The 25,142-nt window shown below is 54.7% G+C and carries 21 protein-coding genes and 1 tRNA gene; 11 read left to right on the top strand and 11 right to left on the bottom strand.

The genetic code is table 11. The features are described 5' to 3' along the window. Window positions 1-4: 4 nt before the first annotated feature. The 9 genes from K365_RS0116245 to K365_RS0116295 form a co-directional block, all read right to left on the bottom strand. A complete protein-coding gene (locus K365_RS0116245; protein WP_245569288.1) occupies window positions 5-922 on the bottom strand; it encodes an SLBB domain-containing protein in 918 nt (305 codons plus the stop codon). Between the two features lie 148 nt (window positions 923-1,070). Next, window positions 1,071-2,285: an outer membrane beta-barrel protein gene (locus tag K365_RS0116250; protein WP_024335437.1), complete on the bottom strand. Its 1,215-nt coding sequence runs from the start codon at window positions 2,283-2,285 to the stop codon at window positions 1,071-1,073. Window positions 2,286-2,362: 77 nt separating this feature from the next. Next, the gene (locus K365_RS26705; protein ID WP_024335438.1) at window positions 2,363-3,460 is read right to left on the bottom strand and encodes a hypothetical protein; all 1,098 of its coding nucleotides are present in this window, start codon (window positions 3,458-3,460) and stop codon (window positions 2,363-2,365) included. Between the two features lie 48 nt (window positions 3,461-3,508). Next, window positions 3,509-4,270 (bottom strand): tyrosine-protein phosphatase, encoded by a 762-nt coding sequence (locus K365_RS0116270; protein ID WP_006967295.1) that lies wholly within the window; start codon window positions 4,268-4,270, stop codon window positions 3,509-3,511. Between the two features lie 118 nt (window positions 4,271-4,388). Beyond that, on the bottom strand, window positions 4,389-6,080 hold the full coding sequence (locus K365_RS0116275; protein WP_024335439.1) for a bifunctional sulfate adenylyltransferase/adenylylsulfate kinase: 1,692 nt from the start codon (window positions 6,078-6,080) through the stop codon (window positions 4,389-4,391). Window positions 6,081-6,167: 87 nt separating this feature from the next. Next, window positions 6,168-6,244, bottom strand: a tRNA-Met gene (locus tag K365_RS0116280). A gap of 23 nt (window positions 6,245-6,267) precedes the next feature. After that, window positions 6,268-7,230: a D-glycero-beta-D-manno-heptose-7-phosphate kinase gene (rfaE1, locus tag K365_RS0116285; protein ID WP_245569198.1), complete on the bottom strand. Its 963-nt coding sequence runs from the start codon at window positions 7,228-7,230 to the stop codon at window positions 6,268-6,270. Between the two features lie 2 nt (window positions 7,231-7,232). Then, window positions 7,233-7,838 carry a bifunctional phosphoserine phosphatase/homoserine phosphotransferase ThrH gene (thrH, locus tag K365_RS0116290; RefSeq protein WP_006967292.1) on the bottom strand — a complete coding sequence of 202 codons (606 nt, stop codon included), beginning with the start codon at window positions 7,836-7,838 and terminating at the stop codon, window positions 7,233-7,235. Continuing rightward, on the bottom strand, window positions 7,835-9,148 hold the full coding sequence (locus K365_RS0116295; RefSeq protein ID WP_024335441.1) for a homoserine dehydrogenase: 1,314 nt from the start codon (window positions 9,146-9,148) through the stop codon (window positions 7,835-7,837). The genes thrH and K365_RS0116295 overlap by 4 nt, the downstream gene beginning before the upstream one ends. 166 nt (window positions 9,149-9,314) lie before the next feature. Between K365_RS0116295 and purM the strand changes: the two genes are divergently transcribed. Continuing rightward, window positions 9,315-10,358 carry a phosphoribosylformylglycinamidine cyclo-ligase gene (gene purM / locus K365_RS0116305; RefSeq protein ID WP_024335442.1) on the top strand — a complete coding sequence of 348 codons (1,044 nt, stop codon included), beginning with the start codon at window positions 9,315-9,317 and terminating at the stop codon, window positions 10,356-10,358. 25 nt (window positions 10,359-10,383) lie between these two features. Further along, the gene (gene tsaD / locus K365_RS0116310) at window positions 10,384-11,391 is read left to right on the top strand and encodes a tRNA (adenosine(37)-N6)-threonylcarbamoyltransferase complex transferase subunit TsaD (RefSeq protein ID WP_024335443.1); all 1,008 of its coding nucleotides are present in this window, start codon (window positions 10,384-10,386) and stop codon (window positions 11,389-11,391) included. Between the two features lie 8 nt (window positions 11,392-11,399). Here tsaD and K365_RS0116315 read toward each other — a convergent pair whose 3' ends face one another. Further along, window positions 11,400-12,407, bottom strand: coding sequence for a glycoside hydrolase family 3 N-terminal domain-containing protein (locus tag K365_RS0116315; RefSeq protein WP_024335444.1), 1,008 nt, complete (start codon window positions 12,405-12,407; stop codon window positions 11,400-11,402). After that, window positions 12,400-12,729, bottom strand: a complete 330-nt coding sequence (locus tag K365_RS28500) for a DUF8180 domain-containing protein (RefSeq protein WP_024335445.1) — start codon at window positions 12,727-12,729, stop codon at window positions 12,400-12,402. Before K365_RS28500 ends, K365_RS0116315 begins: the two co-directional genes overlap by 8 nt. Before the next feature lie 176 nt (window positions 12,730-12,905). On the opposite strand from K365_RS28500, the gene K365_RS0116325 reads away from it, so the two are divergent. From K365_RS0116325 to K365_RS0116370, 9 genes are all read left to right on the top strand, one after another. Beyond that, complete coding sequence (locus K365_RS0116325) at window positions 12,906-13,511, top strand: TIGR04211 family SH3 domain-containing protein (RefSeq protein ID WP_024335446.1); 606 nt, start codon at window positions 12,906-12,908, stop codon at window positions 13,509-13,511. A 200-nt stretch (window positions 13,512-13,711) separates the two neighbouring features. Beyond that, window positions 13,712-15,400 carry a long-chain-fatty-acid--CoA ligase gene (locus tag K365_RS0116330; RefSeq protein ID WP_024335447.1) on the top strand — a complete coding sequence of 563 codons (1,689 nt, stop codon included), beginning with the start codon at window positions 13,712-13,714 and terminating at the stop codon, window positions 15,398-15,400. Between the two features lie 194 nt (window positions 15,401-15,594). After that, window positions 15,595-17,319 carry an NAD-dependent malic enzyme gene (locus K365_RS0116335; RefSeq protein ID WP_024335448.1) on the top strand — a complete coding sequence of 575 codons (1,725 nt, stop codon included), beginning with the start codon at window positions 15,595-15,597 and terminating at the stop codon, window positions 17,317-17,319. Between the two features lie 3 nt (window positions 17,320-17,322). Beyond that, window positions 17,323-19,086: an aldehyde ferredoxin oxidoreductase family protein gene (locus K365_RS0116340; protein ID WP_024335449.1), complete on the top strand. Its 1,764-nt coding sequence runs from the start codon at window positions 17,323-17,325 to the stop codon at window positions 19,084-19,086. Next, window positions 19,079-20,338, top strand: a complete 1,260-nt coding sequence (locus tag K365_RS0116345) for a class II aldolase/adducin family protein (protein ID WP_006967281.1) — start codon at window positions 19,079-19,081, stop codon at window positions 20,336-20,338. Before K365_RS0116340 ends, K365_RS0116345 begins: the two co-directional genes overlap by 8 nt. Continuing rightward, window positions 20,335-21,684: a sigma-54 interaction domain-containing protein gene (locus K365_RS0116350; protein WP_024335450.1), complete on the top strand. Its 1,350-nt coding sequence runs from the start codon at window positions 20,335-20,337 to the stop codon at window positions 21,682-21,684. Before K365_RS0116345 ends, K365_RS0116350 begins: the two co-directional genes overlap by 4 nt. Before the next feature lie 231 nt (window positions 21,685-21,915). Next, window positions 21,916-22,272: a NifB/NifX family molybdenum-iron cluster-binding protein gene (locus K365_RS0116360; RefSeq protein WP_006967279.1), complete on the top strand. Its 357-nt coding sequence runs from the start codon at window positions 21,916-21,918 to the stop codon at window positions 22,270-22,272. Window positions 22,273-22,369: 97 nt separating this feature from the next. Next, window positions 22,370-23,188, top strand: a complete 819-nt coding sequence (gene zupT, locus K365_RS0116365) for a zinc transporter ZupT (protein ID WP_006967278.1) — start codon at window positions 22,370-22,372, stop codon at window positions 23,186-23,188. Between the two features lie 15 nt (window positions 23,189-23,203). Beyond that, window positions 23,204-25,126, top strand: coding sequence for a sensor histidine kinase (locus K365_RS0116370; RefSeq protein ID WP_024335451.1), 1,923 nt, complete (start codon window positions 23,204-23,206; stop codon window positions 25,124-25,126). Window positions 25,127-25,142 lie beyond the last annotated feature (16 nt).

The following is a 25,142-nucleotide window of genomic DNA, read 5'->3' on the forward strand; positions in this document are numbered from 1 at the left end:
TGGGTTACAGCCATGATTCAGGAATATGGATCCGGTCGCCGGGCTGAAGGGGCAAATCCGGCGCATCCCCGGTCTGAACTTTTTTAAGATCAATGGTGATCACGTTACGTTCCGAGTCGGTCTGCCGGATGATCCGGGCCCGGTTGGGGGCGGCAAACTGGTCAAACCCGCCGGCCATGATGCAGGCGGCCAGGGCCGTCATACCGGGCTGAAAATCGAACACCCCGGGTTTTTTGACCTCGCCCTGGACATAGATCTTGGTGGCGGCCTGGTTCAGTTTGGTGCCCGGCGGTATATACACGGTATCTCCCGTGGCCAGGCGGATGTTTTCCGTCATGTCTCCTTCATCCAAAAGCCGCTGCAAATCCACGATAATGGGTTTGGTGCCCCGGATGGACTGGGTGGGCACTTCCGCGTCCAGCTCCTCCAGTTCTTCCATGGCCGGTTCTTCGGCCATCCGCACCGGGTCTTTCATGCCCCGGAGTACATAGGCCAGGTTGCCCCGCTCCGGGGTCACGCCCCCGGCTTTGGCGATCAGGTCCATGATGGTGGGCATGAAATCCAGGGAAAACACCCCGGGTTCTTTGACGGCCCCGGAAATGAAAAATTGAAGGCTGCGGTATTCCTTGATCTGCAAGTGCACCTGGGGGTCCACAAAAAAGTCTCTGGCCAAAGGAGGAATGATCTGTTTTTCCAGTTCATTGATGGTGAGACCGGCTGCCGGCAGTTTACCGATGAACGGCACGGTGACATCGCCCGTGTCCCCTACCACCATCTCTTTGGCCACCTGCTCTTCCCCGCCGGCCAGAATGGATATCTGGACCACATCACCGGCACCTAAGCGATACACGGCATCGTCGGATGCGGCCGTTTCCGGACAGGGCACCCATACCAGCCACACCAGGAGCCCCAAAAAAGCCACCCAACTGAACTTTGAAAAATCCTGCATCATTTTCCCATTTATATTATAAGGCATTGCAAAAAAATAATGGTATAAAGATCTTCTTTCATACCATTATTTTTCTGCTTAGACAATATGTTGATAATTTACTGACAACGACTGTCCGGGTCTATTTAGACCCCAGGTCATAATTGAATTTCGCTTTGAGCATCACATACTCATTGTCAAAACTCTTTCCCGCCTGGTTGGAATCCCTTTCTTCCAGTCCGCCGGAAAGTCCCACGGTAAAGAAACGGTTGATCAGGTAGTCCGCACCCAGAGAAACCAGCCACCGGTCATCTTCACGGGAAGAGGTTTCATAGTCGGAATTCTGGTAATACCCGGACATAATGCAGTTGATCTTTTCCATGACCAGATAGGTAAGCCGGGCATCCAGGCGCGTGGAGGTGAAATAGGTGTCCCCCGTTCCTGAATCGTTCAGGTTGGAGCCGAAAGACAGATAAATCGAGCTTTTGGGAACGGTTCTAGCATCCGGGGGATTCTGGCCCAGCACAGACACTTTCCATACAAACTGGTCAATGTCTCCGGAGGGAACGGTCCGGTCGAATTCACGATTGTGATATCCCACCCCGGCCCCGAAGGTCAGGTAATTGATCTGGTGTCTGGCATTGACCATGACCTGGCTGGAGGTATAATCCACGGAGTTTTTGTCATAGTCCCTTTCCCAGAGCTGATAATTCAGGTCAAAGGATGTTTTGGGGCTGAACCGGTAAAGCCAGGTGAGCCCGCCCCGGTTTTCCACGGAATCTTCCCCCTGTCCGGGGCCGTCATCTGAATAATCCGTGTACAGGTTGGTGTATTTGACACCTAAGCTGAACTTATCACCGAACTTGTAATTCACTCCGGGAGAAAACCGGTTCAGGGTGTATTTGTACCGGTCCACGCTGTTGTCGTTGGCATCGGCACTGGCCGGATCCCGGGTTTTGATAAATGTGTTGTCCAGTCCCAGCAGCACCCGCTGGGACACCTGGCTCTGGAAGCGGAACGCGGCATTGTGAGCGGTGTAGTCAAATTCATCCGCATCCAATTGACCGGGCATGTTTTCATCCTGGTCATCATACATGAAGCGCTGGAAAGAGTAATCCAGAGACATCAGAGTTTTGCCTGTAGTGTACCCTAAGTTGATGCCGGGTTTGACCGTGTAGGTATACACACTTTTTTCTGCGTTTTCCGCTTTATGAAAGTTGCTGTCTGACTGCCAGTCCACCTGGATATGGGGTTTGACCAGCAGGCGCTCCTGGGCAAAGGCCGGGCTGCCCGTCAGGACAAGGCATAAGGCCGCCAGAACACTGACGATGATATAGTAGGGGTAAAACGATTTCATAGGTAATCTCCAGTCCTCGTAATTATTGAATATCCATTCCCTTTAAGATTATTATACCGGATCTTCTTTCCGTCGGATCAAACCGGACTTGCATCCTGCTCATCCGGAGGCAGGGGCGGTTCTGGTTCTGGTTCGGGTTCTGGTAGTGGTTCGGGTTCGGGTTCGGGTTCGGGTTCGGCTTCCTGTTGCTGCTGTTGCTGCTGTTGCTGCTGTTCTTGTTGTGCTTGTTCCTGTCCTTGTTCTGAGCCGGTTTGTGAGGCTTCAGAGACAGCTTCGACATCCTGGCCGGTTTCCTGGGCGGCCTGGGTGGCACCTGAATTGGCACCTGAACTGGCGGCACCGGATACAGTTGCACTATCCTGGCCGGTTTCAACTGCAGCACTGGCAGCACCGGAGGTGGCACCGCTGCTGGCGGCACTGGCAGCGGCTGCTGTATCCTGACCCGTGGCGGCGGCTTCTCTCACGGCACCAGACGTGGCACCTGAAGCAGCGGCATTCGCGGCGGCTGCTGTGTCCTGACCCGCTGCGGCGGCAGCTCTCACGGCACCGGAAGTAGCACCTGAAGCAGCGGCATTGGCAGCAGCGGCTGTGTCCTGACCCGCTGCGGCGGCAGCTCTCACGGCACCGGAAGTAGCACCTGAACTGGCAGAACTGGCGGCGGCGCCTGTATCCTGACCCGTCGCTACAGCAGCTTCCACGGCCCCGGAAGTGGCGCCTGAACCGGCTGACTGGGTCACGGCAGCCACATCCTGTCCGGTCGCTGTGGCAGCTTCCACTGCGCCGGAGGTGGCACCTGAACTGGCTGACTGAGTCACGGCAGCCACATCCTGACCCGTTTCAACAGCGGCCTCCACGGCACCCGATGTTGAACCGGAACCGGCAGCCTCGGCGGCAGCCGCAGGGCTCTGTCCGGCGTTGACAGCAGCTGACACTGCGGCAGATGTTGCCTGTTTGGAGACGGCTTCCGGGTCTTCACCGGCGGCGACGGCCCGCTTGACCGCTCTTTTGGTGGCTTCTTTGACTGCCTGGGAATTTCCAGCAGCTGCGGCTGCCTGAATCTCCGCCTGCTCCTGGGGGGTCAGCTGGGCGATGGCCTGATCAGCAACCAGACCCAACAAAGCCATGGCTGCCAGGGCCAGGACCATCAATCGGACTTGTCTGACGAGGATCTTCATAGGGTTTCTCCTTTTTTATTTTTTGATTATTACCAAATCAAAATATTTTCAAAAATTTATCGCACCCCGTATATTTCCGGTCCGGGAATGGTTCCCGGCACCAGGAGATGGTTCTGATAACTGTTCAGGATTCTTTTGAAGTATTTGATATGTATCGGCCGAATCAATTAATTTGTTCAGTTTTTTTTCAGCTGTTTTCATGCGGTACTTTCTGCCCGGATGAATATCAGATCCCAGACAGAAAATCTGGTTGTTCTGTGCCAGGGTTCTGGCCATTTTAAGGGGTCCTCGCCCAAAATCACCCGTAAGGCTCCCGGCGGTCACCTGAACCCGGGCTCCCTGGAAAATAAGATCCGCAGCCAGCCCGTGCTGGGACATAATCATGGGATTTCGCTCAGCATGGGCGATAATAGGAATAATCCCCCGTTCTTTGAGCTGATGAATCATTTTAAAAAACGCATGCGGGATAAACATGGGCGGCAGTTCCAGCAGCAGATAACGGCCCGTATTTCCCAGTGTCAGCAGATCACCGGCATCAAACCGGGCCACCAGATCGTGATTGACCCGGATCTCCGCGCCGGGCAGAATCCGGATGTCCACACCGGCCCGGTCCACGGCATGGCACAGTTCCTGCCAGGCAGCAAGAATGTCTGTTTTTTTGCAATCATACACCCCGTCACAGCAGTGGGGCGTGGCAAATATGACCTTGACACCCTGATCCACAGCCTGAATAACGAAATCCATTGACTGCTGAATGCTTTGAGCACCGTCGTCCAGTGCCGGTAAAATGTGTGAATGGGTGTCGATCATAATTACTGTTTATTGCCTGATTACGATGAATAGATTTTATTTTGTTCACAATGGCTACTGTTTTAACCTCAAACGACCGGCATTGTCAATAAGAGAAAACCCCTATTTTTTAAATTTTTCACACAAATTTTTTCCGGCTCAGCAAAAGCAACACCTCCCGGGCCGCCTCTTCCGGGGTGATGCGGGTGGTGTCAATGCGCAGTTCCGGCTGTTTCGGGGTTTCATAGGGATCGTCCACCCCTGTGAACCCTTTGAGGAGTCCGGCCCGGGCTTTGGCGTACATGCCTTTACGATCTCTTTTTTCGCATTCCGTGATGGGGGTGGATACATGGATTTCAAAGAAACCGCCGTAGTGTTCAATGGCTTTGCGGATTTCGTCTCTGGTGCGCTGGTAAGGAGCGATGGGGGCGCAGATGGCAATGCCCCGGTTTTTGGTGATCTCCGAGGCCACAAATCCGATGCGCCGCACATTGATGTCTCTGTGTTCCCTGGAAAAATTGAGTTCCGAAGACAGGTGGCGGCGGACAATGTCCCCGTCCAGAAGCGATACGGGCCGGGTCCCCATCTCCAGGAACCGGGCATACAGCACTTTGGCAATGGTGGATTTGCCGGCCCCGGACAGGCCCGTGAAAAAAATGGTGAATCCCTGGCGGGCCGGGCTGGGATAGGAGCGGTCCAGCTCTTGGATCACTTCGGGAAATGTGGCCCAGTCCGGGATTTTCTTGCCCTTCCTGATCCGGTCCCGGATGTCTTTGCCCGTAAAAGAAATGGTTTCCCGGGACCCGTTCACCTCGCTGGCCAGGCAGAACTCATCGTCAAACGGCAGATACACCATTTCTTCAAAAAACACGGGGTCAATGCCCAGTTCTCTGGCCGCTTCAGATGCCAGGGCCTCGGCCCGGTCCGCGGGATAAAACGGATTCCCGCTACTGTCATTGCCCGGGCTGGCGTGGTTGTGTCCGATCACAAAATGGGTGCATCCGAAATTTCTGCCGATGATCATATGCAGGACCGCGTCTCTGGGACCGGCCATGCGCATGGCCAAAGGCAGCAGGTTGAGCAGATGGGAGTTGGGGGGATAGTGAGTCCCTACTTTCTGATAGCAGCGCATGCGGGTGTAGTGGTCGAAATCGTCCGGACCGGGAATGCCGGCCGCGGGCAGCAGCAGCAGATTGGCACGGGCTTTCTGCATGGCCTGGATGGTCATCTCGAACTGGGGCCGGTGAATGGGCTGCCGGGTCTGAAATCCCACGATGCGGTGCCATCCCAGCTTGCGGAAGCGTTCCCGCACTTCGGCCGGGGTCAGGCGAATCTGGGGGAAATCCGGGTGAATGGGCAGGTTCAGGGCCTGGATGGGACCGCCGATATAGTGGGACCCGCATTTGCTGCGCAGATAATCCACCCCCGGATGGGCCGGATCCCGGGTCCCGTACACGGCCATGGCTTCATTTTCCTTGTCCACGGGCCAGATGTCTTCCAGGGTCATGACGCCCAGCAGAAATCCTTCCGGGTCCCGGAGCACCACGGACTGGCCCGCCTCCAAAGTGCCGGCCAGGGTGTCATGAATATCCAGGCACACTGGCACGGGCCACAGATCACCCGATGACAGGCGCATGCGGTCCAGCACGGATTCGTAATCCACCCGGGTCATGAAACCGGTCAACGGGGAAAACACCCCTGTGACCAGCAGTTCGAAATCACAGATCTGCCGCTCGTTGAGAATCACATCCGGCAGGGTCGATGTCAGTTTTTTGAGCACCTGATGCTGCGCGTCATCCACCAGCAGATTGACAATGGTCGTGTCATCCATGATCCACTCCTTGTTCAAGCTTGTTCACGTATGGCCGATAAAAACACAAAAAGGGGCAGCGCCGAACGCTGAACCCCTTAGTTTCTTTGGTAGCGGGGGAAGGATTTGAACCAACGACCTTCGGGTTATGAGCCCGACGAGCTACCAGACTGCTCCACCCCGCATCAATTCGCCTAATATAGGGCAATTATTCTTTGGAGTCAAGCACTTTTTTTAATTCCGCAATCGTGGGCGTGGCCGTGCCCACTTTGCCCACCACAATACCGGCCCCGGCATTGGCCACCACGGCACTGTCCAGAAAAGATGCGCCCGATGCCAGACCTAAGCCCAGCAAAGAGATCACCGTGTCCCCGGCCCCGGACACATCAAATACCTGCCGGGCCCTTGATGCGATCACATGGGGGGCGGCATTTTTTTCAAACAGCACCATGCCGTGTTTGCCGCAGGTGATCACCAGCCGGTCCAGGGCCACGGTGTTTAAAAGCGATTCACCGGCGGCAAACAGATCTTTCTGGCAGGTGATGTCCATGTTGGCGGCCACGGCCGCTTCTTTCTGATTGGGGGTCAGCACGGACACCCGGGCGTATTTGTCAAATTTCAGGGATTTAGGGTCTGCCAGGGTCAGGACCCCGTGTTTCCGGGCCAGGTCCACGGTATGGGCCACCAGCTCGGAGGTCACCAGTCCTTTGTCATAATCGGAGATAATGATCAGGTCCACCTGGTCCATCATGCCGGTCATGATGTCCTTGAGCCGGGCCAGCGTCTCCGGGCTGATGGGCCGCCGCACTTCCCGGTCAATGCGCAGCACCTGCTGGCTGGAAGCGATGATCCGTGTTTTCAGGGTGGTGGGACGGTCCGGTTCGCTGATGATGCCGTGGGTGCAAACCCCTGAATCTTTGAGCTTTTCCAGGATCATCCGGCCGGCCTTGCCGGTTCCGGCCGTGCCGATGGCCGACACTTGCGCGCCCATGGCAGTGAGGTTGTTGATCACGTTCCCGGCCCCGCCCAGGGTGTGGTTTTCTCTTTCCACTGCCACAACGGGCACGGGGGCTTCCGGTGAAATGCGGTCCACCCGGCCCCACAGGTATTCATCGATCATCAGATCCCCGATCACGAGAACTCGAATCTGTTGAAACCGATCAATATCCATGGTCATGAATCCAGCAGCCGGGACAGCATGGCTCTAAGTTCATCATAATCCCTTGTCACGGAAATATCCGGGTATTCTGCCGCCACGGTTTCCGGGGGTTTAAAGAAAAATCCATGGTCTGCAGCCTGAATCATGGCAATATCATTATAAGAATCCCCGAAAGCGATCACCTGATAGTTCAAGGCCTGAAACGCCTGCACGGCTTTCTGTTTCTGGTTGTCAATACGCAGATTGTAATGGGTGATATTGCCCTGGGCATCCATGGTCAGGCTGTGGCACAACAGCGTGGGAAACCCCAGTTTGGCCATCAGGGGCCGGGCAAACTCTTCAAACGTATCCGATAAAATAATGAACTGGGACCGGGACCGGATCCAGTCCAGCGTTTCTTTTGCGCCGGGCAAGGGATCCAGGGTGGCGATGACCTGCTGAATGTCCTGGATTGTCAGGTGATTGTCCTTTAAAATGGCCAGACGTTTTGACATCAGAACATCATAGTCTTTAATGTCCCGGGTGGTCAGCCGCAATTCCTTGATACCGGTTTTTTTTGCCACATTGATCCAGATTTCCGGTAAAAACACCCCTTCCAGATCCGCCACAATCAGTTTCATTGTGCCTCCTCATCTTCAATGCGGATCACCATGGGACGCTTTATCACGCAATCGGTTTCCGTGATCCGGCCCAAAGCCCGCTGGATCCATTCCTCTTTGGCCGTGTGGGTGATCATGACCACGGGGACAGTCCCGCTGGCATTGCGCCCCTGCTGCTGCACGGAGCTGATGCTGATTTTGTTCTCCCCTAAAATGCCGGCAATCCGGGACAGCACCCCGGGATGGTCCTGGGCCTCGAACCGCAGGTAATATCGGGTCACAAGTTCGTTCATGGACAAAATGGGAATATGCCGGATATTTTCTTGCGGATACCCCAGGATGGGGACCCGGCCCGTGGTGCCTGCGATGATATTTCTGGCAATGTCGGCAATGTCGCTGAGCACGGCCGATGCCGTGGGCATCATTCCGGCCCCGTGACCATAGAGCATGGTTTTGCCCGTGGCATCCGCATCAATGGCAATGGCGTTCATGGAATGGTCCACATGGGACAAAGGATTGGTGTTGTCGATCATGGTGGGATGGACCCGGGCTTCCACATGATCCTTGTGACGCTTGCCGATGGCCAGCAGCTTGATGGTGTATCCGAATGATTTGGCAAATTCAATGTCCATGGGCGTGATGTCCCGGATGCCTTCCACATGGATGTCGGACAGATTGATTTCCATGCCGTGGGCCAGGGCATTGAGAATGGCCAGTTTATGGGCCGTGTCATGGCCGTCGATGTCCAAAGAGGGTTCGGCTTCGGCAAACCCCAGTTCCTGGGCGGTCTTCAGGGCCTCTTCAAATGTGGACCCGTCCTTTGAGATCCGGGAGAGGATATAGTTGCAGGTCCCGTTCAAAATGGCGGACATGGATTTGATGTCATTGGCCACCAGGGATTCCCGCAGGGTTTTGATGATGGGCATGCACCCGCCGCAGCTGGCTTCAAACGCCAGGTCCACCCGGTTTTTCCGGGCCGTCTCCACCAGTTCACCCCCGCAGGCGGCCAGCAGGGCCTTGTTGGCCGTGACCACATGTTTGCCGTTTTCAAGGGCCGTCATGATAAACTGTCTGGCCGGGGTGTGGCCGCCGATGAGTTCCACCACCACATCGATATCCGGGTCCGTCAATACGGCCATGACATCCGTCACCAGGGCCGGGGTTGAAAGATCGATACCGCGGTCCGTGTCAATGTCGAGATCTGCAATGGTTTTCAGGTTCAGATGGGCCCCGGTCCGGGATGCCAGCAGCCGGCTTTTCCGGGTCAGCAGGTCAGCCACCCCCGTGCCCACCACCCCCAGCCCGAGGATGCCGATGTGGATAGTTTTCATGGCGTTTTTTCTCCGAAAATGGATCCGTTAATTTCAAACCACAGGTTAAGTTTGGATAAATACATGATAACGGCGGCCATGTCAAAAAGCTTTTGACTTTTAAGACCCGACTGTTTATCATCTTAGGGTTTTATTGACAGCCAATTGCCCAGACAAGGTGAATTTCATGAATGATTCTTTAACATATGCAGATGCCGGGGTTGATATCGACAAAGCCAACCAGCTGGTGGACCGGATCAAGGATATTGCCCGATCCACTCCCAGATCCGGTGTCATGGGAGAAATCGGCGGGTTCGGCGGCCTGTTTTCTCTCAATCTGTCCAATATACCCAATCCCGTACTGGTCAGTTCCACGGACGGGGTGGGCACCAAACTGAAAATCGCGTTTCTCATGGACCGGCATGACACCATCGGCATCGATCTGGTGGCCATGTGCGTCAACGACATCATTGTCCAGGGCGCCAAACCGTTGTTTTTTCTGGATTACCTGGCCATGGGCCGGCTGGACAACACCGTGGCGGAACAGATCATCAAAGGCATTGCCAAAGGCTGCACCAAAGCCGGATGCGCGCTGATCGGCGGGGAAACCGCTGAAATGCCGGGGATTTATCAACCCGGTGAATATGATCTGTCCGGGTTTTCCGTGGGCATTGTGGACAACAATAAAATTATCGACGGCTCCTACATCCGTCCGGGACATCAGCTCATCGGCTTAGGGTCCAGCGGTGTTCATTCCAATGGATTTTCTTTGGTCAGAAAAATATTTTTCGATCACTGCAAATTTGATGTACACACCCACATGCCGGAACTGGGCACCACGCTGGGAGAGGAACTGCTGCGGCCCACCACCATTTATGTGCCCTCTATCCACAATCTGATGCGGGACCTGCCCGTTCACGGACTGGCCCATATCACGGGGGGCGGCATCGATGAAAACATCATCCGGGTGATTCCGGATGCCTGCAAAATCCTGATCCGAAAAAATGCCTGGGAAAGACCGCGCATATTTGACCTGCTCCAGGCATCCGGTCATGTGTCGGATGCCGAGATGCACCGGACCTTTAACAACGGCATCGGCATGATTCTGGTGATTCCGGAAAAATCGACCGAAGACGTCATGGACCGGCTCAAGGCCATGAATGAGCCGGCGTTTTTCATCGGTGAAGTCACGGACAGAAAAAACAATGAAGCACAGGTCCAGTGGATCTGATTGTTTATGATCGTTCCGGTTCTTTATGATTGTTCTGGGTATTGAATCGTCGTGTGATGAAACCGCCGCCGCCGTTGTAGACGGACACAACCGGATTCTGTCTTCAGTGATCGCATCCCAGGTGGATGCGCACAGACCCTATGGCGGCGTGGTTCCGGAGCTGGCCTCCCGCATGCATGTCCAGGCCATCACCCCCGTGGTGACCCGGGCCATGGATGAGGCCAACCTGTCGATTCAAGATATGGACGGGGTGGCGGCCACCCGGGGACCCGGGCTTGTGGGGGCGCTCCTGGTGGGATTTACCTTTGCCAAAGCCTTTGCCTGGGCCAAAAACCTGCCTTTTGCCGGGGTCAATCACCTGGAAGCCCATATTCATTCCCTGCTGTTATGCCGGCCGGCCCCTGAGTTTCCCTTTATCGCCCTGGTGGTGTCGGGCGGACATACCAATATTTATCATGTGGTTTCCGACAACCGGTTTGAACTGATGGGCCAGACCCGGGACGATGCGGCCGGAGAAGCCTTTGACAAAGTCGCCAAAACGTTGGGCCTGGGATATCCCGGCGGTCCCGTGATCGAGGCGATGGCAAAGCACAGTGACCCCGGAGATATTGTGTTTCCCAGATCTTTGCTGGAAAAAGGCAGTTTTGATTTCAGTTTTTCAGGGCTTAAATCCGCCGTGGCCCGGTATGTTCATGACCATCCGCTGCAAGGCGACCCGGACAAAGCCCGGGTGGCGGCTGCGTTCCAGGCGGCGGTCATCGATGTGGTGTGCGAAAAACTGCTGGCGGCTGCCCAATCCCGGCACTGCCGGCAGATCGGCATTTCCGGCGGGGTTTCCGCCAACCAGACCCTGGTGGCGGCCCTGACCCGCCGGGCGGCCCGGCATCAGATTGAAGTCATTGCCCCGTCCGTGTCTTTGTGCGGGGACAATGCCGCCATGGTGGCGGCCAGGGGCGCGGCCATGATCCGGGACGGCCATCTCTGCGGCCTGGACGGGGACGTGTTTTCCAGGGCCCTGAACCTGTCTGCCTGACAAAAAAATCACCACTGATCCGGTTTTTTCCATCCTAAGTACTTTTCCTTGTACCCGTACATTCTTTCCAGGCACACCCGGCCGGATTCCTGGGCTTCCGGGTCGGATGCCAGCTGCCGGGTCAGGGCAATGACGGCTTTTTCAATGTCCGGCCCCTGGTGACAGATCAGTGCCAGATCGATTTGAGATGCCAGAATCCGGGCCATGCAGGTGTCCATATCCTGGTCAATGGCTTTCATGTCCAGATCATCCGTGAGTACCAGGCCGTCAAATCCCAGGGTATGCCGGACCAGATCCCGGGCAATGGCCTTAGACAGGCTGGCCTGCCACCGGGGATCCAGCCGGGGACACAGAACATGGGATATCATGATACCGGCCGCATCCGCACGCACGGCTGCTTCAAAGGGAACCAGGTCCACGGCCTGAAAATCAGCCATGCCCACATCCAGTTCAGGCAGATGATGGTGGGAATCCAGCACGGTGCGGCCGATGCCCGGAAAATGCTTGGCCACGGCCATGATGCCCGATGATTGCAGAGTCCGGATCACGGTGGTGCCCAGATCCGCCACGGCCTCGGCGTCTCCGGGAAACGCCCGGGTTTTCATGATGGAATCCGTGCCCGGGGGCACCACATCCATGACCGGCGCCAGATTCATGTTGATCCCCGCCTGCTTGAGTTCTCTGGCCGTGATCCGGGCAAAGGCTTCTGCCTGTTCCCGGGTTCGGATCAAAGGGTTGCCGCCAAACTGGGTGAACGGGGGCGGGAGCCGTGACACAGCCCCGCCCTCCTGGTCCACGGCAATAAACAGCGGGGGCAGATTGCAGGATGCGGCATATGCCTGGGCACAGGCGCACAGGGTTGCCACCTGATCCGGGGAAACGATATTGGGCTTAAACAAAATAATGCCCCCGGCCTGATACTCACGGATGATGGTTTCCAGATCCTTATTGAATCTTGTCCCGTTGAATCCCAGCATCAACCGCTGGCCGGCCAGGTGCCGGATCATTTTATCCATGCAGGTGTTCACCGGCCTGTTTCAACTGCTGCGTCACCTGTTCAGACAGGTCCCCGGCCTGTTTCAGGTGGGCCGCAATCGTGTCCAGCCCGGCCTGTTTTGCTTTTTTGGCCCAGGAATAGTAATTGTCCTTGTGGCTGTCATTGTGATCCACCCAGTGGGCCAGAAGCACGGCCAGTTTTTCTTTGGTGGACATGTCCGGTTTTGCGTCATGGGTATGGGCATGATCATGTTCGTGGGTATGGTCATGTTCGTGGGTATGGTCATGTTCGTGGGTATGATCATGATCATGGGGATGGCTGTGTTCGTGTTTGTGACTCATAAAAGCACTCCATTTAAATAATTTTCCAGACACACAGGTTCCGGCGTATTGCGATTCTCGTTTATGTGATACCCATGTTTCCTGCAATTTATCAAGTTTTTTTCTTTGTCTTTGGCCGGGGATTGTAAAATAATCTCAAACTTGGTATTGAAGGAACAAAAACACCCGGAGGCCACATGCGACTATTTTCTTTTCTTTTGGTAAGTTTGATTCTTGTTTTCAGCACGGTTGCGGGCTATTCCCAATCCCGTACCGGCTATGTCACAGACCGGCTGATTCTGACCTTCCGGCAGGGGCCCGGACCGTCGTATCCCGTGGTGAAAACCCTGGAAAGCGATACACGAATGACCCTTTTAGATGAACAGGGCGGGTATTACAAGGTGCGGCTGTCGAGCGGTGACACAGGTTGGGTGGACCAGCAGTTTGTGACATTTGATACGCCCAAATCCCAGATAATCCAACAGATGAAACAGGAACATGCGGCATTGAAAAAACAGTTCACGGAATTGTCCACGGCCCATGAACAACTCAAAAACAAGCTGGCAACCATGTCCGGGAATACGGAAGACCTGTACCAGGTGCTGGAAAAAAACAAACGCCTGGAAAAAGAGAACCAGCAGCTGGCCGAACGGGTTGCAACGCTGGAAAAAGAATCTGAAAACCTGTTTAAGATCAGTATGATCAAATGGTTTCTGGCCGGGTTCGGGGTCATTTTTTTCGGATGGATTCTGGGCCAGACCGTTTCAGGCAGAAACCGCAGACAAAGTTCTTTGCTCCATTAAGTCTTATCCCAGGTATTGCACTTCAGATCACCCTCCTGCCGGGCAGGGTCTGTCTTCTCCTTTCAGACATGAAACATTGTTTTCTTCTTGACACCTGTGTCTTAAAGCGGTTTATTGTATCAATAAATAATTATGACCGAAACCAACGGGTTGCCCGCAATCACGGGGATGACTTAACTTTTTTTTGAAAGGAGCTGACCTTGGCCGACCAAAGTACATATGAAAAAAAAATCTGGCTGAATTCCTATGAGCCCAATATTCCGGGCACCATTGATTTTGAAGACATTCTGGTGCCGCAATATTTGACCCAGTCGGCGGCTCAGTTTCCGGATCATACTGCCCTGATTTTCCAGGGATACAATGTGAGTTTTAAAGAACTGGATGACATGGTGGGAAAATTTGCCGCTGCGCTCAAGGATTTCGGTATCCAAAAAGGGGACAGTGTGGCCATTCTTCTGCCCAATGTGATCCCCTGTGTGGTGGCGTATTATGCTATTTTAAGAATCGGCGGCATTGTGGTGTTCAACAACCCGCTGTACTCGGACCGGGAGCTGGAACACCAGTTTACGGATTCCAGTGCCAAATTTCTCATTACCCTGGATCTTTTGGTGGAACGAATGGTGAAACTACGGGAAAAAACCGATATCAAAACCATTGTGTACACCTCCATCGGCGATTATCTTCCGTTTGTCAAGCGGCTTCTGTTCCCGCTGATTGCCAAGAAAAAAGGGCTGGCAAAAGACGTGTCCCCGGCCCCGGATCTGCATGCGTTCAAAGATATCATGGCCCGGTACACCCCGGATACCACCCAGGCCGAACTGACCATGGATGATGTGGCCATGTATCAGTATACGGGCGGCACCACGGGCGTTTCCAAGGGGGTCATCCTCACCCACGGAAACATCTCCTGCCAGATTCAGCAGATCGAGACCTGGTTTCCTGAATTTGACAAAGGCGCGGAAATCATGCTGGGGGCATTGCCGTTTTTCCATGTGTTCGGCATGTCCGTGTCCATGAACCTGGCCATCCGCCTGGCCTGGGCCAATGTGCTGGTGCCCAAGCCCCAGGCGGAACCGCTGCTGGAAGCCATTTCCAAATTCAAAGTCACGTTTGCGCCCCTGGTTCCCACCATGTATATCGGCATACTGGATCATCCGGATCTGGAACACACGGACCTGACCAGCATCAAGGGCTGTTTTTCCGGAAGTGCGCCTTTGCCCGTGGAAGTGATCAATAAATTTGAGAAAAAAACCGGCTCCATTATTGTGGAGGGATTCGGTCTCACGGAATCGTCTCCCGTAACCCATGTGAATCCGTTCCGGGGCCGGCGCAAGGTCGGCAGCATCGGGGTGCCCCTGCCTGTCACGGAATGCCGGATCGTGGACCTGGAAGACCCGGCCAAAGAGATGCCCGCGGGAGAACCCGGCGAGCTGCTCATGCGGGGGCCCCAGATCATGAAAGGGTATTTGAACAAACCCGAAGAAACCGCCAAAACCCTGACCAAAGAAGGGTTTCTGTGCACCGGCGATGTGGCGAAAATGGATGAGGACGGCTATTTCTACATTGTGGACCGCATCAAGGACATGATCATCTCCGGGGGATACAATGTCTATCCCAGGGACATCGATGAGGTGCTGTATGAGCACCCCAAAATTGTGGAAGCCTGTGCCGTGGGCATTCCGCATCCCAAACGCGGGGAATCCATCAAAGCGTTTGTGGTGCTCAAACAGGGCCAGACCCTGACGGAAAAAGAGGTGATCGATTATTGCGCCGAAAGACTGGCCCGATACAAACTGCCCGTGGCCGTGGAATTCCGGGAAGAGCTTCCCAAATCCAATGTCGGCAAAATTCTGCGAAAAGATTTACGCAAACAGCAGGAAGAAGTCTGATTGAGCATCCGGCCAGGCCTGTGGGATGACAATGCCTGGCCGGGACAACAATACCTTTACATGGACTGCGCCGGATGATCCCGGGATGATGCGGTGTATTGTTTCATATCTTGTTTTGTATATTAAAAATATATGCTATGATCGGATCGCTTGTTCAACCGGCATTTAATTAAAAACAAGAGGAACTTTACACCATGGAAATCAATCATTACGAATTTGAATACGGCGAATACGGCGAAACCACGGGAGTTACCATCAATCTTCGTGGATTTGACATTCTTCGCTTCAACAATATCAGCAAAGGCACGGCATTCTCCATTGAAGAACGGATCCGCCTCAAGCTGAGCGGATATCTTCCCTTCCGGGTCAAAACCCTGGAAGAACAGGTGCAGAACAGCCTGGATATCATTGCCAAAAAAGAAAATGATATTGAAAAATTCATCTACATCCGAAGCCTGTACGACCGCAACGTGGTTCTGGCCCATGCCGTGATCGCCAGCGATGTCACCCAGTTTCTGCCCATTATCTATACCCCCACCGTGGGCCTGGCCTGCCAGCAGTATTCCAGTATGTTCCGCCGGGCCAACGGGATCCATCTGTTTCCCGACAATATCGACTATGCAGAATATATTCTGGCCAACTACACGGACAAGGACATCCGGGTGGCCGTGGTCACGGACAACCAGGGCATCCTGGGAATCGGGGACCAGGGTGCCGGGGGTATTCCCATCTGCCTGGGTAAACTGATGCTGTACACCCAGGGCGCGGGCATCGCTCCCTGGCACTGCCTGCCCATTTCCCTGGATGTGGGAACCGACAATCAAACGTTGCTGGATGACCCCGGGTATCTGGGCTGGCGGAACAAACGCCTGACAGGAGAGGCCTATGACCGGTTCATTGAAAAATTCGTCAACGCCTTTAAAAAAGTGTTTCCCAAAGCCCTGTGCCAGTGGGAGGATTTTTCCAAACAAACCGCGTTTTCCGTGCGGGACAAATACCTGGACCAGGTGATCTCGTTCAACGATGATATCCAGGGCACGGGTTCCATCACTTTGGCCGGTATTCTGGCGGCCATGAAATCCAAAAATGAATCCTTGACCGACCAGGTATTTCTGGTGAACGGGGCCGGTGCCGGGGGCGTGGGCATTGCCGAACAGATCTGGACCGAACTCATTGAACAGGGCATGGATGAAACGGCGGCCAGAAAGCGCATTTTCACCATAGATTCCAAAGGTGTGGTCACCACGGACCGGGATCTGGAACCTTATAAACACAAATTCGCCCAGGATCCGGCCGACCTGCCCTGGTTGAAAACACAGGCAGACAATACATTGAAAAATGCCATTCTCCAGGCAAAAGTCACGGTACTCATCGGCACCTCCGGCCAGACCGGCTGCTTTGACCCGTCCATTGTGGATGCCATGATGCAGATTTCAAAAAAACCGGTCATTTTGCCTTTGAGCAATCCCACCACCAATGCGGAGGCCCTGCCCAAAGACCTGTACCAGTGGAGCAACGGCCAGGCCCTGGTGGCCACGGGATCGCCCTTTGCCCCCGTGACCTACAACGGCAAATCATACCGCATCGGCCAGATGAACAATGCGTTTGTGTTTCCGGGCATCGGTCTGGGAATTGTGGCGTCCGGCGCCACCCGGGTGCTGCCCGTATTTTTCTCTGCCGCAGCCCATGCCGTGGCCGGGTTTATCTCGGATCAGGACCTGGCGGACGGGATTTTGTGCCCGCCCCTGGATCAGCTGAGAGAAGTGTCCATTGCCGTGGCCAAACAGGTGGGGGCCGAAGCCATCAACGCCGGCGTGACCGGGGATGGATGCGCGTTTTCCCGGTTCAAGCACAACAATGATCCGGAACGGCTCAACACCCTGATCGATCACATGGTGTGGAACCCGGTCTATTATTAACCCATGTACGGGTGGACCGGACACATTGCCCTTATTGATCTGACCCGGGGACAGATCCGCCCCCTGTCTCTGTCCCCGGAAACCTATGCCGGACATATCGGGGGCCGGGGCTTCGGGGGGCTGTTTGTGCGCCCGGCCGCCAATCTGGGCTGGGACCATGAAGATATGCCGGTCTGCCTGTTCACCGGTCCTTTGACCGCCACCATTGCCCCGACTTCCGGCCGATGCCACATGATGTCCATCTCCCCGTTGACCGGGCTGGTGGGGGATGGGTCCATGGGCGGCAAAATGGGGGTTCAGCTCAAACGGGCCGGATGGGACGGTCTGGTCATCACCGGAAAAAGCGATACCCCCGTGGGCATCCATATTCAGGACAACCAGATCACCTTGATCCCGGCCGGCCGGTTATGGGGCATGCCCGCGGACCGGGTTCATGACACACTGGCGCCGGGAAAAGACAGTCTGGCCTGTATCGGCCCGGCCGGGGAAAACGGGGTGCGGTTTGCCGCCGTGATCACGGATCAATATCATGCGGCCGGCCGCACAGGCTTAGGCGCAAGCTTAGGTGTCAAAAAAATCAAATATATCCGGGTGTCCGGCACGGGCCGCACCCGGGTCAAATATCTGAAAATGCTCAAACAGGCCAGAGAAGACATTGTCCGGCTCACGGCCGCCTCTCCCGCGCTCATGGGGCAATTCGGACTGTCTTGCCTGGGCACGGGGGCCCTGTATGATCTGATGGACAACCGATGCATGATGCCCACCCGCAATTTCACGGCCACCCGGTTTGACCCGGCATCCCGCCTGAACGCCCATGCCTATGCCGCGGCATTTCAGCCCCGACGGCACGGGTGCAAGGGATGCCATATTTTGTGCAAAAAAATCGCCACCCGGTCCGATCCCGGGGCAAGTCTGCCTGAATTTGAAGCCATGTCCCATTTCACGGCCCTGATCGGTCTGGACGACATCCACGCGGTGACGGCCGCCAACCAGGTATGCAACCGGCTGGGCATGGACACCATTTCAGCGGCATCGGCCCTGGCCTGTTTCCGGGAAATCACGGGCCGGGATCTGACACCCGAATCCCTGATGACCCTTCTGGAAGATATCGCGTTTGACCGGGGACAAGGCAAAGACCTGAAACACGGGGCCGCCCATTATGCCCAATCCATGGGATATCCGGCCGCGGCCATGGCCGTCAAGGGCCTGGAACTGCCGGCTTATGATCCAAGAGGGGCTTATGGCATGGCATTGGGGTATGCCATGTCCACCCGGGGCGGCTGCCATCTGCGGGCCTATCCCATCTCCCATGAAATTTTGCGCAAACCCGTGGCCACGGACCGGTTCTCTTTTTCCGGCAAAGCCCGGATCATCAAAATTTCCGAAGACCTTAATGCCGTGGTGGATTCGTTGATTGCATGCAAATTCACTTTTTTTGCCGCAGGCCTTGAGGAATATGCCAATGCCTTGCACGGGGTCACGGGAAACCCGGTCACGGCCCGGGATCTGTTGGCTGTGGGTGAAAAAATCGTTTACAATGAACGCATCATCAACAGCCTGAACGGATTTGATGCCCGGCACGATACCCTGCCGGACCGGTTTTTTGACCATCCCGGCACCGGATGTGCGCAATTTTTAGTGCCGCCCATTGACCGGGCCGGGTTTGAATCCGCCAAAGCCGCTTATTACGAGGTGCGGGGACTGACCCCGGGCGGGTTGCCCACCAAAGAAAAAGCAAAACAACTGGGGCTCGATCTCCATGGATGATCTGGTCCAAAAATATGCCGACAAGCTGATCCATGCCGGCCTGGCCACGGCCCGGGGGGCGAATGCGCCCTTGATCGGCGGAAAGGACCAGGCCCTGGTATGGAACCGGACGGCCCGGGAAATCCCGGTGTTGACATCTGTGTTTGACCGTCTGGCCATCAATTCCCTGGTGTTTTTAAGACCGGCCCCGCCCTATGATCGGATCATCGGGTTTCTGGCGGAACGGGCCTTGAAAACCACGGGACGAATCACGCCCACGGACTGTGAAACCCGCACGTTTCTTCATGACCTGCCCGTGGCAGATCAATTCACGGCCCAGGGCATGGTCCAGGACCTGTCCCGCAGAAAAACCGTGATCATTTTAACAAAAGATCGCCGCGGCCAATCCCGGGGGCCTGCCGTGATCGCACCGGGAACCGTCACCCCGGAACAGGGATTTGTGCATGTCAGTTCCGTGTGCTTTGCCTGTTTTGTAAAATTTTTCTCCGATTATCTGACCGAATTGAAAACCGGGCACACGGACCCGGAAATGGATGCCGTGTACCAGCAGACCCTGCCGTTTCTGGAAGCGTCCCAACCCGGGACTGTTTCACCCCCTTCTTTTTCTCTGATGTCCGGTCCTTTCACGGATGAAGCAAAGGCGACAGCCGCCATGTCCCAGGCAGGAAAGCAGGTGGTGGCCGACGGGCTGGTGGATTCTTATTTCGGCAATATTTCCTGTTGCCTGAACCATACCCTTTACATCAGCCAGACGGGTGCGGCCTTAGATGAGCTGGAAGGATGCATTGATCCCGTGCCTCTGGACGGATCGTCTTCCGCCGGCATCACGGCGTCCAGCGAATTGTCGGCTCATTTGGAAATCATTGCCCGCACGGGATGCCGGGCCATTCTCCACGGGCACCCCCGGTTCAGCGTGATTCTGTCCATGGACTGCGATCCGGATCAAAAAGCGTGCTGTCCCTTTAATACCCGGTGCCATACCCATTGCCCCGTTCCCCGGCATATCAAAAACATCCCCATTGTTCCGGGTGAAGTGGGCACAGGCCCCTTCGGGCTGTGCCATACCCTGCCAAAAGCCTTTGATACGTCCGACACGGTGATTGTTTATGGCCATGGGGTATTTGCCACAGGAGACGTTGATTTCATTCCGGCGTTTTCACACATGACCGCGGTTGAAACTTTGTGCAAAAATCATTATCTTGAGCAGGTGAAGCAGTTGACGCAACGCACAAAAAAAAGCGAGCTGTCATGATTGATCCGAAAAAAATATCCGGCCCTCTGACACAGGAAACCACCCAGATTATTCTGGAGTGCATTTCCGACGGCGTGTTCACCATTGACTATAACTGGGAAATCACTTCGTTTAACCGGGCGGCCGAAGAAATCACGGGCATCTCCAGAAAGGAAGCCATCGGCCGGCACTGCTGGGAGGTGTTCCGGTCCAATATGTGCGAGGCGGAATGCGCTTTGAAAAAAACCATGGAAGAAGGTAAGCCTTATGTGTCCACTTCCGCGTATATCATTGATTCCAACCAGAAGAAAATCCCCATTTCCGTGTCCACGTCTCTGCTCATCGATAAACACGGGGAAGTGCTGGGCGGGGTGGAAATCTTCAGGGACCATTCTCTGGTGGAAGCGCTGCGCAAACAACTGTCCGCCAGTTTTCATGTGGAAGACATTGTCAGCAACAGCAACGCCATGAAAAAAATATTCACCATCCTGCCCCAGATATCCCAGTCCGACGCCACCGTGCTCATTGAAGGGGAAACCGGGACGGGCAAGGAACTGATGGCCCGGGCCATCCACAACATGGGACCCAGAAAAGACAAACCTTTCATGGCCATCAACTGCGGGGCCCTGCCCGACACATTGCTGGAATCCGAACTGTTTGGATACAAAAAAGGGGCGTTCACCCATGCCGTCAAGGACAAACCCGGCAAATTCGCCCTGGCCCGGGGCGGCACCGTGTTTCTGGATGAAATCGGGGACACCAGCCCGGCGTTTCAGGTGAGCCTGCTCCGGGTGCTCCAGGAACATGAATACACCCCTTTGGGCGGTGTGGAAAAAGAAGAAACCGATGTCCGGATCATTGCGGCCACCAACCGGGACCTGTCCGAACTCATGGAAGCGGACCAGTTCCGGCAGGACCTGTATTACCGGGTCAATGTGGTCAAGCTGTTTCTGCCTCCGCTGCGCCAGCGCATGGAGGACGTCCCGCTGCTGGTGGAACGCTTTGTCTCAAAACTGAACCTGCGCCAGGGCAAATTCATCCAGGGAATCGACCATGCCGTGCTGGCATCGCTCATGTCCCATACGTTTCCCGGCAACATCCGGGAGCTGGAAAATATTATTGAACACGCCTTTGTGCTGTGCCAGGAAGGAATCATCTCCTGTGAGCATCTGCCGGGATTTCTGGTTCAAAAAAAGCAGACCCCCTGCCAGGCCCCCGTGGATGATCCCGTGAAAGCGGCCCAGATCAATTTGATTTCAGATGCCCTTGCCCGAAACAATTACAATCGAAATGCCGCTGCCAAAGACCTGGGCATCCACAAAAGCACCTTGTTCAGGCGGATCAAAAAACTGGGGATCAAGTTATAATTGCAACCATCCCCCGCAGAGCAGTCCTGATTTTGCGACCCCGGTTCCTGCCATTGCCAAAATTTTTCAAAAAAACAGACCGCTCAGGATTTCGTGGTCATACCCTTTATCCGGAATCACGCGGTTTGGTTTCTTTTCTTTTACAAAATTGGAAAAATGGCGGCACACGCTTTGCATAATTTTTATTTCAGGCATAAAACAGCACACCAACCCGGTATGTGGAGGCATTTTGTGAAACTGGCTGTGACCGTGTGGGGGAACCGGATTTCTCCGGTGTTTGATGCGGCCAGCACCCTGCTGGTGGCGGAAATATCAGACAAAAAAATTTCCAGACACTATTATACGGATTTTGATCCCGAATCCCCCGTCGACCTGATTCATACACTGAAAAAACACCATGTCAACATCCTGGTGTGCGGTGCCATATCCAAAACCCCTGCCAGCCTGATTCTGGATCAGCACATTCATCTTATTTCCTTTGTAACGGGCAATGCCCGGCAGTTTCTGGACAGTTTTGCCCTGGCCCGGACCGTGGAAAAAAAGAACCGGATGCCGGGATTCAAGCAATCCTGCATGAATGTGTATTGACATTACCCTGAAAAAATTATTACAACCAACGGGTAAAACCTGAAACAAATGCGGTAACTTAACCCGGACACCCCCCTTTTCATGGAGATTTCCGCGCATGGCGTATGATGCCGGTACGGTGCTTTTTGCTTTTTCCCTCACACTGATGGCCGGCCTGTCCACAGGCATCGGCAGTGCTTTGGCCTTTTTCGCCAAAACCACGAACACCCGGTTTTTAACCGCGTCCTTAGGGTTTTCCGCCGGGGTCATGATCTATGTCTCTTTAGTGGAAATATTTGTCAAAGCCAGAGAATCCCTTGAGGCCGCCTTAGGGCCCGTCCAGGGATATCTGATGACCACACTGGCCTTTTTCAGCGGAATTGTCCTGATCGCAGCGATCGATTTTCTGGTCCCGAGTTTTGAAAATCCCCATGAAGTCAGGGATGTCGAAGATATCCCCGACCAGGACCTCAAGATAAACAAGAAAAACCTGCATCGCATGGGCATGTTTTCCGCCCTGGCCATTGCCATCCACAATTTTCCGGAAGGCATTGCCACGTTTGTGGGGGCGCTGGCGGACCCGGCCCTGGGGCTAAGCATTGCCGTCGCCGTTGCCATCCACAATATTCCGGAAGGCATTGCCGTTTCCGTTCCTATTTTTTACGCCACGGGCAGCCGCAAAAAAGCATTCAGCCTGTCTTTTCTATCCGGTCTGGCTGAACCGGCCGGGGCTGTGATCGGGTATTTTCTGGTATTGCGCTACATTACGGATACCTTGTTCGGGGTGATGTTTGCTGCCGTGGCCGGGATCATGGTATTCATCTCTTTAGATGAACTGCTGCCCACAGCGGAAAAATACGGCGAACACCACATTGCCATGTACGGGGTTGTGGCCGGCATGGCCGTGATGGCAGCCAGCCTGGTATTGTTTGCATAATTTTTTAGGAGATTTATGACCGACCCAAACACCCGAGACCCGCTGCTGCAAAAAATCAAAACCCTTGAAGCGCGGCTGGCTGAACAGGAAGCGCTCTGGGAAAAAGACCGGATTGCCGCCGAGTACCACCGCCGGTTTCTCCAGTTCATCCCTTATCCCGTGCTGATTCGTAACGCCAAAGGTCTGATCACTTATCTGAACCCGGCTTTCACCCATACCTTCGGCTGGACCCCGGAAGAACTCAAAGGCACCCGGGGCAGGCAATATATCCCGGCCCGCCTGCAAGGGGAGCTTGCCAAAAAAATCAAAGCCCTGCCGCCCAACAGAAATGTCGTCAAACTGACCACCCGTCGATTGACCAAAACCGGACAGGTTCTGGATGTGGTGGTCCGGATCGGAATCGACCGGGATGAAGACCTCCAGCCGGCCAGAATGGTGATGGTATTCCGGGATGTGACAATGGAAAAACGCATTGACCGGAACCAGGGGGCCATCAACCGCATCAGCCAGGCATTGCCCCAGTATCCGGAACTTTCCCGGCTTGTGGAATATATCAGCAATGAGATCAAGGAACTGCTGGGAACCCTGGGCGCCAATGTCATGCTTTTAGATGAAAAAGCCGAAGAATTCTATGTTCTGGGCATGGCCCATGATGACCCCACCACAAGGGAACGGGTCATAAAAACCCGGTTTCCCGTGGATGAGCTGCTGTCGGGCCAGGTGGTCCAAAGCGGCAAACCATTGATCATGAACTATCTTCCTGAAAACCCGGATACCTTCAAAAGCCGGGATGAAAAAATCGGATATCGTATCAAAAATGTCATGGTGGTGCCGCTGCACTCCAATACCCGGATTATCGGGGTGATCTCGGCAGATAACAAAAAAGAAGGCACCTTTGATCAGACGGATCTCAAAACCCTGAGTACCATTGCCGCCACCGTGGCCCTGTCCATTGAAAATGCCCGGGTATCTGAAGAACTGAAAAAAGCCAATGCAGAGCTCAAAAGCCTGAACGCGGCCAAAGACAAAATGATCAGCCATCTGTCCCACGAACTCAGAACCCCGGTGGCTGTGCTGCTCAGTTCCATTAAAGTGCTGTCTAAAAAACTGACGGACCTGCCTGAAGCCACCTGGCACCCCACGCTGGACCGGATGCAGCGGAATCTGAAACGGCTCATCGATATTGAAGACCAGGTATATGATATTCTGGAAAAAAAATCGTTTCACCATACCCCGGTTTTCAGCCTGATATTTGATGAATGTGCGGATATGATCGAGGCGCTGATCGCTGAAGAAACCGGAGAAAGCCGGGTGGTTCAGAAAGTCAGGCAAACCCTGGAAAAAATTTATGCCACCCCGCATCAGGATGCGGTTTTGGTTCAGCTCGACCAGTTTGTGGACGGCCGGGTTCAGGCACTGCGCCCCTTGTTCAGCCACCGGCAGGTACACCTGACCACGCAGCTGATCCCCGTGCCCGACATCCGGATTCCTGTGGACCCGTTACAGAAAGTGGTGGACGGCCTGATACGCAATGCCGTGGAAAACACCCCTGACGGGTGCGACATCCAGGTGCAGGTGCATGAAAAAGGGCGGCATGTGGAACTGGTGGTCCATGACCAGGGCATCGGATTGACCGAAGAAGCCCAGAAACGCATTTTTGAAGGATTTTTCACCACCCAGGAAACCCTTCAATATTCCTCTAAAACACCCTTTGATTTCAATGCCGGCGGCAAAGGCGCCGACCTGCTTCGCATGAAAATCTTTTCAGAACGGTTTAATTTCAAGATCTCCATGACCTCGACACGGTGCAGCCATCTTCCCGATGCCACGGATCGATGCCCGGGCAGCCAGGCGGTTTGTGACAAAAAACCCGGGCCTGCCTGTGACGGCAGCACCCGGGTGTCTGTGTTGTTTTCACTGCCCGGCGACACTGAATAGGCCGGTAGGTTTCACA

The organism is Desulfotignum balticum DSM 7044, from assembly GCF_000421285.1.
Classification (GTDB): domain Bacteria; phylum Desulfobacterota; class Desulfobacteria; order Desulfobacterales; family Desulfobacteraceae; genus Desulfotignum; species Desulfotignum balticum.